The 12,393-nt window shown below is 60.3% G+C and carries 10 protein-coding genes and 2 pseudogenes; 8 read left to right on the top strand and 4 right to left on the bottom strand.

Annotated features, from left to right (window positions below; all coding sequences use genetic code 11):
• Window positions 1-64: 64 nt before the first annotated feature.
• The 5 genes from FFS64_RS24110 (at window position 65) to FFS64_RS24090 (ending at window position 5,547) form a co-directional block, all read left to right on the top strand.
• The gene (locus FFS64_RS24110) at window positions 65-1,177 is read left to right on the top strand and encodes a polyamine ABC transporter substrate-binding protein (RefSeq protein WP_137807420.1); all 1,113 of its coding nucleotides are present in this window, start codon (window positions 65-67) and stop codon (window positions 1,175-1,177) included.
• A gap of 253 nt (window positions 1,178-1,430) precedes the next feature.
• Window positions 1,431-2,528, top strand: coding sequence for a polyamine ABC transporter substrate-binding protein (locus tag FFS64_RS24105; RefSeq protein WP_137807419.1), 1,098 nt, complete (start codon window positions 1,431-1,433; stop codon window positions 2,526-2,528).
• A gap of 72 nt (window positions 2,529-2,600) precedes the next feature.
• Window positions 2,601-3,743 carry an ABC transporter ATP-binding protein gene (locus tag FFS64_RS24100; RefSeq protein ID WP_137807418.1) on the top strand — a complete coding sequence of 381 codons (1,143 nt, stop codon included), beginning with the start codon at window positions 2,601-2,603 and terminating at the stop codon, window positions 3,741-3,743.
• Between the two features lie 35 nt (window positions 3,744-3,778).
• Entirely contained in the window at window positions 3,779-4,660 is an 882-nt protein-coding gene (locus FFS64_RS24095) for an ABC transporter permease subunit (protein WP_171017129.1), read from the top strand.
• A complete protein-coding gene (locus FFS64_RS24090) occupies window positions 4,657-5,547 on the top strand; it encodes an ABC transporter permease subunit (protein WP_137807416.1) in 891 nt (296 codons plus the stop codon). Before FFS64_RS24095 ends, FFS64_RS24090 begins: the two co-directional genes overlap by 4 nt.
• 142 nt (window positions 5,548-5,689) lie before the next feature.
• Here FFS64_RS24090 and FFS64_RS24085 read toward each other — a convergent pair.
• Window positions 5,690-6,136 (bottom strand): annotated as a pseudogene (locus tag FFS64_RS24085) (phosphohydrolase); the annotation flags it as partial.
• Between FFS64_RS24085 and FFS64_RS24080 the strand changes: the two are divergent.
• A pseudogene (locus FFS64_RS24080) lies at window positions 6,136-6,575 on the top strand (GlxA family transcriptional regulator); the annotation flags it as partial. The pseudogenes FFS64_RS24085 and FFS64_RS24080 sit on opposite strands and share 1 nt — an antisense overlap.
• Before the next feature lie 127 nt (window positions 6,576-6,702).
• Here FFS64_RS24080 and FFS64_RS24075 read toward each other — a convergent pair.
• Together FFS64_RS24075 and FFS64_RS24070 are read right to left on the bottom strand one after the other, a co-directional pair.
• Window positions 6,703-9,105: a penicillin acylase family protein gene (locus tag FFS64_RS24075; protein ID WP_137807415.1), complete on the bottom strand. Its 2,403-nt coding sequence runs from the start codon at window positions 9,103-9,105 to the stop codon at window positions 6,703-6,705.
• Window positions 9,106-9,215: 110 nt separating this feature from the next.
• Window positions 9,216-9,797 (bottom strand): DUF6436 domain-containing protein, encoded by a 582-nt coding sequence (locus tag FFS64_RS24070; protein WP_137807414.1) that lies wholly within the window; start codon window positions 9,795-9,797, stop codon window positions 9,216-9,218.
• A gap of 96 nt (window positions 9,798-9,893) precedes the next feature.
• Between FFS64_RS24070 and FFS64_RS24065 the strand changes: the two genes are divergently transcribed.
• Window positions 9,894-10,841 carry an alpha/beta hydrolase gene (locus FFS64_RS24065; protein ID WP_137807413.1) on the top strand — a complete coding sequence of 316 codons (948 nt, stop codon included), beginning with the start codon at window positions 9,894-9,896 and terminating at the stop codon, window positions 10,839-10,841.
• Between the two features lie 57 nt (window positions 10,842-10,898).
• Here the strand turns inward: FFS64_RS24065 and FFS64_RS24060 are convergent, their stop codons facing one another.
• A complete protein-coding gene (locus FFS64_RS24060; RefSeq protein ID WP_137807412.1) occupies window positions 10,899-11,651 on the bottom strand; it encodes a DUF2059 domain-containing protein in 753 nt (250 codons plus the stop codon).
• A gap of 108 nt (window positions 11,652-11,759) precedes the next feature.
• Between FFS64_RS24060 and FFS64_RS24055 the strand changes: the two genes are divergently transcribed.
• Window positions 11,760-12,392 carry a 2OG-Fe(II) oxygenase gene (locus tag FFS64_RS24055; RefSeq protein WP_137807411.1) on the top strand — a complete coding sequence of 211 codons (633 nt, stop codon included), beginning with the start codon at window positions 11,760-11,762 and terminating at the stop codon, window positions 12,390-12,392.
• Window position 12,393: the final 1 nt, after the last annotated feature.

Genomic DNA, 12,393 nt, shown 5'->3' with positions numbered 1-12,393 from the left:
CAGTTGTCAGGGTTCGGCCGCTGAACAAAGTGGTTCAAAAAAGAAAAATTTGGAGCATTAACGCATGAAGGCATTAGGAAAAAAGCTTGCTGGCAAGACTCTCCTCGCCATGTCCCTGATGGGCATTATGGCGGGTGCGGTTCAGGCGGACGACAAGGTGTTGCACGTCTATAACTGGTCCGACTACATCGCTCCGGACACCATCAAGAAATTCGAAACCGAATCGGGCATCAAAGTCGTCTACGACGTCTTCGACAGTAACGAAACCCTTGAGGCCAAGTTGCTGGCGGGCAAGTCCGGTTATGACATCGTCGTACCGTCGAACAACTTCCTGGCCAAGCAGATCAAGGCCGGCGTCTACCAGAAGCTGGACAAGTCCAAGCTGCCTAACTGGAAAAACCTGAACACCGACCTGCTCAAGGCCGTATCGGTCAGCGACCCGGGCAATGAGCACGCTTTCCCGTACATGTGGGGTTCGATCGGCATCGGCTTCAACGCCGAGAAGGTCAAGGCTGCGCTGGGTGCCGATGCACCGACCAATTCCTGGGACCTGCTGTTCAAACCTGAAAACGCCGCGAAGTTGAAATCGTGCGGTATCAGTTTCCTCGACTCGCCAACCGAGATGATTCCGGTGGCGTTGCACTACCTGGGTTATCCAACCGACAGCCAGGACAAGAAACAACTGGCTGAAGCCGAAGCGCTGTTCCTGAAAATCCGTCCTTCGGTTGGCTACTTCCACTCGTCCAAGTACATCTCCGACCTGGCCAACGGCAACATCTGCGTGGCCGTGGGTTACTCGGGTGACATATACCAGGCCAAGGCGCGTGCCGCCGAAGCCGGTGACAAGGTGAAAGTCAGCTACAACATTCCGAAAGAAGGTGCCGGCAGCTTCTACGACATGGTCGCCATCCCTAAAGATGCCGAAAACGTCGAAGGCGCCTACAAGTTCATGACCTTCCTGCAGAAGCCGGAAATCATGGCTGAAATCACCAACGCCGTACGCTTCCCGAACGGTAACGCGGCAGCCACGCCTATGGTCGAAAAAGAAATCACTGATGATCCAGGCATCTACCCGCCGGCGGACGTACTCGCCAAGTTGTACGCGATTGCCGACTTGCCGGCCGCGACCCAGCGGATCCTGACTCGCAGTTGGACCAAGATCAAATCCGGTAAGTAGTAAACCCCCTGTAGGAGCGAGCTTGCTCGCGATGAACCTGAGAGTACCGCTGGTTGTCAGGCACCCAGCGTTATCGTTGACGACCATCGCGACGGTGCGACGATTCGACAGGCTCGCTCCCACAAGGGTCTTTATAAAGTTTGCTGGAACGGTTTTTCGAGGGTAAGTTGCGCGCCGGTTTTGTTGCCAGGCAGCCATGGCTGTCATGTAGCGCGGGGCAACTTGGGCCCAACTAATTTTAGAGGACCTCCACTTGCCTATTTCTTCTTTGTTGCGTAATGCCATGCTGCTCGGCGCCGGACTGACGCTTGCCGTCAGTGTCCAGGCCGCCGGCACCGTGCATATTTATAATTGGTCCGATTACATCGGCGAGACCACCCTGGCCGACTTCCAGAAAGAGACCGGTATCAAGCCGGTCTATGACGTGTTCGATTCCAACGAAACCCTGGAAGGCAAGTTGCTGGCCGGGCGTACCGGTTACGACGTGGTTGTGCCGTCCAACCACTTCCTTGGCAAACAGATCAAGGCCGGTGCTTTCCAGAAACTCGACAAGTCTCAATTGCCGAACTACAAGAATCTCGACCCGGTACTGCTCAAGCGCCTGGAACAGAACGATCCGGGCAATCTGTACGCCGTGCCGTACCTGTGGGGCACCAACGGCATCGGTTACAACGTCGAGAAGGTCAAGGCGGTGTTGGGCGTCGACAAGATCGACTCCTGGGCAGTGGTATTTGAACCGGAAAACATCAAGAAGCTGCAGAGTTGCGGCGTGGCGTTCCTCGATTCCGCCGATGAAATGATGCCGGCGGTCCTCAACTACATGGGCCTGAACGCCAACAGCACCAACCCTGAGGACTACAAAAAGGCTGAAGCCAAGTTGCTGGCGGTGCGGCCTTACGTGACCTACTTCCACTCTTCCAAATACATCGCGGATTTGGCCAACGGCGATATCTGCGTGGCCATCGGTTTCTCCGGCGACATGTTCCAGGCTCGTAATCGCGCGGCTGAAGCTAAGAAAGGTGTGGAAATTGCCTATTCGATTCCCAAGGAAGGCGGCGCGCTGTGGTTCGACATGCTGGCGATTCCGAAGGACTCGGCCAACGTGAAAGAGGCGCACGCGTTCATCAACTATTTGCTGAAACCTGAGGTGATCGCCCAGGTCAGTGATTACGTCGGCTACGCCAACCCTAACCCCGGGTCGGACTCACTGATGGAACAGTCCATTCGCACCGACGAAGCGGTTTATCCACCGCAATCCGTACTCGACAAGACCTACGTGTCCATCGAGCTGCCACCAAACATACAACGTTTGATGACCCGCAACTGGACCAAGGTCAAGTCGGGTAAATAGCTTCAAGGCTCAAACTATCCAAGGTTGGCTCACCTTGAGCGAACTGCACTCTTTTTTTTGGGAGTTTCGTAAATGGCAGTTGCCTCCGGCGCCTATAAGAAAGCCCTCGAGGGCGACCAGTCACCTAAACAGGTGCTGGTCAAAATCGACCGGGTCACGAAGAAGTTCGACGAGACGATTGCCGTGGACGATGTGTCCCTGGAAATCAAGAAGGGCGAGATTTTCGCCCTGCTCGGCGGTTCGGGATCGGGCAAATCCACCCTGCTGCGCATGCTCGCCGGCTTCGAACGACCGACCGAAGGACGGATCTTCCTTGATGGCGTAGACATCACCGACATGCCGCCCTACGAGCGGCCGATCAACATGATGTTCCAGTCCTACGCCTTGTTCCCGCACATGACTGTGGCGCAGAACATCGCCTTCGGCCTCAAGCAGGACAAGCTGCCCGCCGCTGAAATCGATGCGCGGGTGGCCGATATGCTCAAGCTGGTGCAGATGAGCCAGTACGCCAAGCGCAAGCCGCATCAGTTGTCCGGCGGCCAGCGTCAGCGTGTGGCCCTGGCCCGTTCCCTGGCCAAGCGACCGAAGCTGCTGCTGCTCGATGAACCGATGGGCGCCCTGGACAAGAAGCTGCGTTCGCAAATGCAACTGGAGCTGGTGGAGATCATCGAGCGCGTGGGTGTGACCTGCGTGATGGTGACCCACGACCAGGAAGAGGCCATGACCATGGCCGAGCGCATCGCGATCATGCACCTGGGCTGGATTGCCCAGATCGGCAGCCCGATCGACATCTACGAAACCCCGACCAGCCGCCTGGTCTGCGAATTCATCGGCAACGTCAACATCTTCGACGGCGAAGTGATCGACGATGCAGAAGGCCACGCGACCATCACCTGCAAAGACCTGGACCGCCAGATCTATGTGGGTCACGGCATCAGCACTTCGGTGCAGGACAAGTCCGTAACCTATGCGATCCGCCCGGAAAAACTGCTGGTGACGCCGGACATGCCGACCTGCGAATACAACTGGTCCAGCGGCAAGGTGCACGACATCGCCTACCTGGGCGGTCACTCCGTGTTCTACGTCGAACTGCCGAGCGGCAAGATTGTCCAGTCCTTCGTCGCCAACGCCGAACGCCGTGGCGCGCGTCCGACCTGGGGTGACCAGGTCTACGTCTGGTGGGAAGACGATAGCGGCGTGGTGCTTCGCTCATGAACATGCGCAAATTCAAACGCCGCCTCAATCGAATAATTCCCGGTGGCCGTCAGCTGGTCATCGGGGTTCCCTTCATCTGGCTGTTCCTGTTCTTCATGTTGCCGTTCTTCATCGTCCTGAAGATCAGCTTCGCCGAAGCCGACGTGGCCATTCCGCCGTACACCGAAATCTACAGCTACGCCGAGCAGAAACTGCAGGTGCTGCTGAACCTGGGCAACTACGCGATACTGGGCGACGATGAGCTGTACATCGCCGCTTACCTGGGTTCGTTGAAGATGGCGTTATTCAGCACCATCCTCTGCCTGCTGATCGGCTACCCGATGGCCTATGCCATCGCCAGCGCCCGCAAGGAACTGCAAACGGTGCTGGTGCTGCTGATCATGATGCCGACCTGGACCGCGATCCTGATCCGCGTCTACGCGTGGATGGGCATCCTCAGCAACAACGGCCTGCTCAATGGCTTCCTGATGACCATGGGCTGGATCAGCGAGCCGCTGCAGATCCTCAACACTAACCTCGCCGTGTATATCGGCGTGGTGTATTCGTACCTGCCGTTCATGATCCTGCCGCTGTACGCCAACCTGGTGAAACACGACACCAGCCTGCTGGAAGCCGCATCGGACCTGGGCTCGAGTACCTTCAACAGCTTCTGGAAAATCACTGTACCGCTGTCGAAAAACGGCATTATCGCCGGCTGCATGCTGGTGTTCATCCCGGTGGTGGGTGAGTTCGTGATTCCTGAACTGTTGGGCGGTCCGGAAACCCTGATGATCGGTAAAGTGCTCTGGCAAGAGTTCTTCAACAACCGTGACTGGCCGGTGGCGTCTGCCCTGGCGGTGGTGATGCTGGCGATCCTGATTGTGCCGATCATCCTGTTCAACCGCAGTCAGGCCAAGGAAATGGAGGGTAAAGAATGAAGCGCTTCCGTTTCTCCAGCCTGATGCTGGTACTGGGTCTGCTGTTTATCTATCTGCCGATGCTGATCCTGGTGATCTACTCGTTCAACGCCTCGAAACTGGTGACGGTCTGGGGCGGCTGGTCGATCAAGTGGTACGTCGGCCTGATGGATAACACGCAGCTGATGGGTTCGGTGGTGCGCTCGCTGGAAATCGCCTGCTACACGGCGGTGGCCGCCGTGGCGCTGGGTACCCTGGCCGCGTTCGTCCTGACCCGCATCACCCACTTCAAGGGCCGTACGCTGTTCGGTGGCCTAGTCACCGCGCCATTGGTGATGCCGGAAGTGATCACCGGTCTGTCGCTGTTGCTGCTCTTCGTGGCCATGGCGCAGATGATCGGCTGGCCGCAGGAGCGCGGCATCGTGACGATCTGGATCGCCCACACCACGTTCTGTGCAGCGTATGTCGCGGTGGTGGTGTCGGCGCGCTTGCGTGAGCTGGACCTGTCCATCGAAGAAGCGGCCATGGACCTCGGTGCGCGGCCGTGGAAGGTGTTCTTCCTGATCACCATCCCGATGATCGCGCCATCCCTGGGGGCCGGCGGCATGATGTCCTTTGCGCTGTCTCTGGATGACCTGGTGTTGGCCAGCTTCGTGTCGGGTCCGGGTTCCACGACGCTGCCGATGGAAGTGTTCTCGGCGGTGCGCCTGGGCGTGAAGCCGGAGATCAACGCCGTGGCCAGTTTGATTCTGCTGGCGGTATCGCTGATGACTTTCCTGGTCTGGTTCTTCAGCCGCCGCGCCGAAGAAGCGCGCAAGCGTGCGATCCAGCAAGCCATCGAAGAAAGCGCTGCCGACTCCTGGAAACAACCGGACGTGCGTCGCGCGCAGGCGCCGGAAGCGGCTTGATCTGAAATCGGGTAGACCACCTTTGCGTGGCCAACCCTAATCCACTGTGGGAGCGAGCCTGCTCGCGAAGGACTATCAGTCGACATCTTTGTTGGCTGACACTCCTTCGCGAGCAGGCTCGCTCCCACAGGTTATTTTGAGGTCAGGCAGTCCAGGGCGACTGGCGGATGACCTCGACAAAGTTCATCGGCTTGAACCCCGGCTCCTGATCCATCAACACATCGGTCTTCACGTTGCCGAACGTGGTCTGCGGACGATGACGCAAGCCATCGGCGAAGGCGCAGATGATGCACTCCTTGAACCCTTCACCCCGTGGATGCGCATGCACTACCGCTTCGCGCTGCACGGTGGAAAACGCCGCGTAGTCCATGCCCAGCACATCCATCTCGACACCAGCGGTCACCAGCGCCACGGTCGGCCGCAAGTGTTGCGGCACACCCGGTGTGGTGTGCAGGGCAATCGACAGCCAGACCTGCTCGATATCGTCATCGCTCAACCCGTAAGGCTTGAGGAACGCCGCCGCTGCGTTGGCGCCATCGACTTCGAAACGCTCGTTGTCGCTGCGCTGGCCTTCCACCAGGTCCAGGTCGCGATCACGGTCCGGACGTGGCGTTGAGCGTGGCCAAGCGGCTGGTGGTGTTCACCCAGCGCTCGGGTGGCCAGTCACAGTTCAGCCCGTTTCTCACGCCCCACGCCGAGCCGACTTCGGCCGTGGCGATGGTCCAGCACTACGTGTTGGCCAACCTGACCGGCGACCTGACCATCGCCGACCTGGCCAACGCCGCCAACATGAGCGCGCGCAACTTTTCCCGGGTGTTCGCCAAGGAGGCGAAAATCACCCCGGCCGAGTTCGTCGAGCGGGCGAGGGTGGATGCGCGCGGGTACTGCTGGAAAGCACCAGCGCGCCGCTCAAGACGGTGGCGTACCAATGCGGTTTCCGCGATGCCCAGCACATGCGCAGCGTGTTCAACCGCAGGCTGGGGGTGACGCCGCAGCAGTTCCGGCTGAATTTTGCGGCGATGGTTTGAGGCATGAATATGCGTAGTTCTCGAGGGCCTCATCGCCAGCAGGCTGGCTCCCACAATGGATCTGCGTGCACATCACCCCTGTGGGAGCCAGCCTGCTGGCGATGAGGCCAGTCCAGCCAGTACAAATTTACTGAGCTGACCGCGCCGGCAACAGCTTCAACGTACTCTTCGTATTCGCTGTCACCTCTTCATCATTGAGATGCGCCTGGTAGTAAACCCCTTCGATGTACGCTTCGGCCTGATCGTCATAGTGACGGTCAAACAGCACGCCGCTCTGGCCGACCGGGTTCACGGTCAGGCTGTGGGCCGGGTCGGCGAAGTCGATCAGGCGCCGGGTCGACGGGCCGTAAGTCACTGGCCAGGGGGCAGGGCCGATCTTGGCCGACAGGTTGTTTGGCACTTCATGAGTGCCGGGAGCGGCGAACGGACCGACGTTGAAGAGACGATCCAGCGGCTTCTGCTGGCCCAGTGGATGACCGTGGGTCAGGGTGTGCGCCTTGCCCCACTGCCATTGCGCGAAGTCCGCACCGAGGGTGGCCTTGAGGTGGGCGACGCTGGCTTGCCATGCCACCTTGACCGTATCGGCGCGGGTTTCCTTGGCGAGGGTACTGCGGTTGTCCCACCACGGTGAATCGGCATTTGCCGCCAGGCGCGGCAGCGCTGCATCGATCACCCGGGTCGAGAGCAGAGTCTCGAAGAAATCGTTGCCCAATTCATCGCGCATCGCTGCGTCAGCCAGGTTGAACAGCAATTGGTTGAACACCGTGGCGCTGGTGGAGTCGAGGGGGTAATCGCCTTTCCACTGGGCCAGTTGTTCCACCAGTTTCAGCTCGGCAGGATCGCTCACCACGCTGCGTAACACCGGCAGCAGCGGCGCCAACAGGCGCGGGCCGTAGGCGGTGGTGGTGCCCAGTTGCAGCTTCTGGCTGGATTCCAGATCCCACTTGATGCTCTTGTCGCCGAGCTGATGATCGAGCTGCTGGCCACGGTCGGCCAGGTTGTAATAGCCGGGAATCTCTATACCCGCCGACGACACAGGCTGGAAGTTGGCCGAGACGATATAACCCCGTGCCGGGTTCTCTTCCTGGGGGTTGGCGCTGAAGGGGTAGAAGCCGTCCTTGTCCGCTTCGGCGCTGCTGCCGTCCAGTATGAACCAGGGACGTACACCGGCAGGACGCTTCGGCAATTGCGCCGCGGCCCACCAGCCGATGTCGCCCTTGGCGTTGGCCCAGACGATGTTCAGGCCGGGCGCCTGGACTTTCGCGGCAGCACTGCGCGCCTTGGCCAGGGTGTCGGCGCGGTTGAGCTGGTAGAAGCCTTCAAGTATCGGGTTCTGGCTTTCGAGAAAACCCCACCACATGGCAATCGGCGTTTTGCCGACGCTGTTACCCAGCGCATCGTTGACGATCGGGCCGTGGGGCGACTGGCGCAACACCAGGGTGACGGGAGCCTGGCCCTTGACCGCGATCTGCTGCTCGCTGCTCACCATGTCCACCCACTTGCCCCGGTACCAGACCTGATTCGGATTGTCCGGGTTGACCTTCTCGGCAATCAGGTCGAGGTCGTCGTTCTGGAACATGGTGATGCTCCAGCCGAAGTCACGGTTCATGCCCAGCGAGGCGAAGGGCATCAAGGCCTGATAGTGACCGTAGAGTTCGAAGCCCGGTGCCGAGAGCTGCGCCTCGTACCACACCGAGGGCGCGGAGAAGCGAATGTGCGGGTCACCCGCCAGCAGTGGCTTGCCACTTTTGGTACGGCTGCCGGAAACGGCCCAGGCGTTGCTGCCCTCGAACTGTGGCAGGCCGTTGTCGGCCAATGCCTGTTCGCTCAGGCGGGCGAGGGCGTTGAGGTCCTTCCAGTCGGCGCTGGCCAGCGTCGGTGACGTGCGGTCCGTCAGCACGCCCTTGGGCTGCCAGTCGAGATCGAACACGTTCAGGTAGTCGACACCCAGTTGATCACGCACGAAGGTCAGCAATGGTTCGGTACGAAACGCTGCGGCAAAACTGTAGGCCATGTAGCCGGCGATGCTGATGGTGTCCTGGGCGGTGAACGGGCGCTTCTGAATGCCCAGCACGTCGAACTCCACGGGTCTTGCGTGGCTGTCCTGATACTGGTTGATGCCATCCAGATAAGCTTGCATGGCGATGAAGGCGGGCGATTGTTTGTCCAGATTTGCCAGGTAGGTTTCGGCGCGTTCGCGAATGCGCAGGCTGCGCATCAGCTTGTCGGTGTCCAGCAGTTTCGGGCCGAGGACTTCGGCCAGCTCGCCACGGGCCAGGCGACGCAGCACTTCCATCTGGAACAGCCGGTCCTGGGCGTGGACGTAGCCGAGCGCGCGATACAGGTCGGGTTCGTTTTCGGCGCGGATGTGCGGGATGCCGCGCTCGTCGTAGCGCACAGTGACCGAACCTTGCAGGTGTTGCAGTTCCACCATGCCCTGGCGTGTCGGCTGCTTGCTGTAGACGTACCAGCCACCAACGGCGGCGAGGGTGACGATCAACGAGCCGAGAGCGGTCAGGCTGCGTTTCATGGTGACTCCTTGTTGTTATGAGCGGCTTCAGTTCCCTGGTGCCACTGTTTAACACGGCTCACCGAATTGGCCCATCGCCCGTAGGAGGGATTCGTATTGCAACGTTTTTACTACTTCGCAGGGTCGACAGGCCACGGGCAGTAACACCCCACCGCCAGTGTGTGCGTGGCACTCACCGCGCGACCTTCGTTTAACGCTTGCAGGATCGGTTCAATAAAACTGTTGCTGGAATTGCAGGTCAGGCCTTCGCTGTACGGGCCGAAGTACGCCAGTTTGCCGCTGCGATCCCAGATCGCCACGGCAGGGCTGGCGGGGATCTGCTCGGAACCGGGCAGGACAGTGAGGCTTTTCAGGTTGCTCAAGGTACTCGGCAACTGGCCGTGGCTACCAGGTTTTTGCACCGAGTAGAACTCGACGCCTTGTGGCCCGTACTGTTCGACCAACTCACTGAGGTGTTGCTGATTGCCGACATTGCAAGGGCAGGCCGGGTCCCAGAAGTGGACGAGACGGATGGCGCCGGGACCGGCAAGCGTATCGGGCAGGCGCAGCGGGTCACCGGAGAACACGGCCGTATGTTCGCTGAATGCGCGCAGGTAGCGGCCCTGGAACCAGTCGTAAGCCGTCCACAGCGCGCCGGCGCACATCAGGGCGAGCAGGCTGGCAAACAGGGTGGCGCGCAAGGGCGATCGCATGGGTTCAATCCTCGAAGGGCCGCTAGCTTGCCATGCTTGCCGCGACAGATGAATATCGCAGGTCCATTAAGTCGGTTTAACGCTCTGGAATCGCCCATGTCTGTCACCTTCAACCCTGATCATCTGCGCGCCAGCCTGCGGCCATTGGCCGAAGGGCAGCCACTGTCAGCGGAGGCACAGGCCTATCAGCGGTTTTACGGGCTGGATTTTTCTTCGCGCAACGTACGCAGTGGCCTAGGGCGATTTCAGGTCGACGGTTATGAAGTGGTCAGCCAGGTCTGGTGGCCCGAGCGGGCGAAGGCGACGTTGTTTGTATTCCACGGTTTCTACGATCACACCGGGCTCTACCGACACGTCATCGAGTGGGCGCTGGAGCAGGGCTTTGCGGTGATTGCCTGCGACTTGCCGGGCCATGGACTGTCCAGCGGCGAGCGGGCGAGCATCAAGGATTTCGCTGAGTACCAGGACACCTTGCAAGGGTTGTTTGCCGAAGCGCGTTCCCTCGATCTGCCGCAGCCGTGGCACCTGTGCGGGCAGAGTACCGGAGGTGCGATCGTGATCGACCATGTACTCAATGCGGGGGCGAGCAGTCCGGCCCAGGGTCAGGTGATTCTGTTGGCACCGCTGGTGCGGCCGCGGGCGTGGGGCTGGTCGCAACTGAGCTATTACCTGCTCAAGCCTTTCGTCAAAGCCATCGCCCGACGCTTCAGCGAAAATTCCAGCGACCCGGACTTTCTGCCGTTCCTGCAAGCCGATCCATTGCAGCCGCTGCGATTGCCGACGGCGTGGGTGGGAGCATTGGCGCGCTGGATCAAGCGCGTCGAAGCTGCACCGGCCAGCCCCCGGCGACCGTTGATTGTGCAGGGGCAGGCGGACATGACCGTGGATTGGCAGCACAACCTTGAGGTGCTGCGTGCGAAATTCGACCGGCCTCAGGTCTTGATGTTGCCCGAGGCGCGGCATCACCTGGCGAATGAGGCATTGGTATTGCGGGGGGAGTATTTCGGGTTTTTGAGCAAGCGGATCAAGGGCAGGAATCTTTAGCGACGCTGTTGGCCCCTTCGCGAGCCTGCTCGCGAAAGCGATTTATCAGACGACAAATTACTGGGTGAGACTCGAAGTGCTTTGCCCCACCGCCAACCCCGCCCGAATCGCCGCCAGCGCCGCCTGGTAATACGCCTTGCCCTCGGCCGACTCGGCAAAGGTGGCAAACTCTTCCAGCTCTTCATCCGACAGGTCGCGATAGACGTACAGCAAGGTGTTGTTCAGGTCGCTGCCGATCTGGTCCATCAAGCGCTGACGCTGCCCGTTCAGCATGCCCTGGGCCTGGCCCGCACCGAGCAGGCCTGGGATCATTGAACTCAGGCTGTCGGCGGCGACACCGGCAATCGCCAGGCTGACTTCGGCGCCGGCCTCGCGCGCAGGCAGCGCCTGGGCCAGGTGGCCGATGATCAGCAGGCGGCTGTCGCTGGCTTGCATCTTCGGCAAGCCCTTGGCGTTTTTCGCCAGTTGATCGCGACGGGTCGCGAGCAACTCTGCTGCGACGATTTTCTTGCCCAGCGGGGATTGAAAGAACGCCAGTGCGGGCTTCGGATCGGCGAGGTTCTTGCGCAATTGTGCTTCGGCGCGTTGGTCAACAGCCTTGGGGTCAAAGCGCTGATTACTGTTGTTGACCAACGCCTGGAACACCGCCGGTGGCAGGCTGGTTTCGTAGCGTTGCTGCGCGGCGGAGAGGGCGTCGTTGAAATGCGCGCGTTGCTCCGGCCAGCCGGCGACCTTGTACAACTGGTCGTGGCCGTCTGCCCAGGCGGGCAAAACGCAGAACATCAGCAGGGAGAAAAGCAAACGGCGCATAGGGACTCCTGTCAGCAGGCGACTATTCTCCGTGCGGCATACAGTCTTGTCGAGAATTCGTATCAACCCGCTGCGTGGCTCTGTCGGATTTTCAGGCGCAGGAATACTATGCGCGCCATGCGAATATCTTCTGATCACCCACTGCTGTTACGAATCGTCGATGACCTGGCTGCCAACGGCTGGTCGCAGCAAAATATTTTCCTGCCTCTGGATTTGACCCGGGCGCTGGCGGCCGAGTGCCGTAAACGTGCCGCCGAGGGCGAACTGGCTCCGGCAGCGGTGGGGCGCGGGCCTTCCTCGGAGATTCGCGAGGGGATTCGCGGCGATCATATCCAGTGGATCGAACCCGGCCAGGCCGAGGCGTGCGACAGCTATCTGCGATTGATGGACAGTCTGCGTGAGGCGATGAACCGTGGTCTGTTCCTGGGCCTGGAAGATTTCGAAAGCCATTTCGCGCTGTACCCGCCCGGTGCGTTCTACCTCAAGCACGTCGACCGATTCCGCGACGACGATCGGCGCATGGTGTCAGCGGTGGTCTACCTCAATGACGCCTGGCTGCCCGAGCACGGTGGTCAGTTGCGCATGTACCTGGATGAAGGCGCGCAATACGATGTGGTACCGACCGGTGGATGCCTGGTGGTGTTCCTGTCGGGTGAGGTCCCCCATGAAGTCCTGCCCGCGACCCGTGAGCGGCTGTCATTGACAGGCTGGTTCCGGCGTCGGGGCAATGAGCCGTTTTGAT

The sequence above is a fragment of the Pseudomonas sp. G(2018) genome, assembly GCF_005502415.1.
In the GTDB taxonomy this organism is placed as follows: Bacteria; Pseudomonadota; Gammaproteobacteria; order Pseudomonadales; family Pseudomonadaceae; genus Aquipseudomonas.
This window is presented reverse-complemented; position numbering and strand designations above follow the sequence as displayed.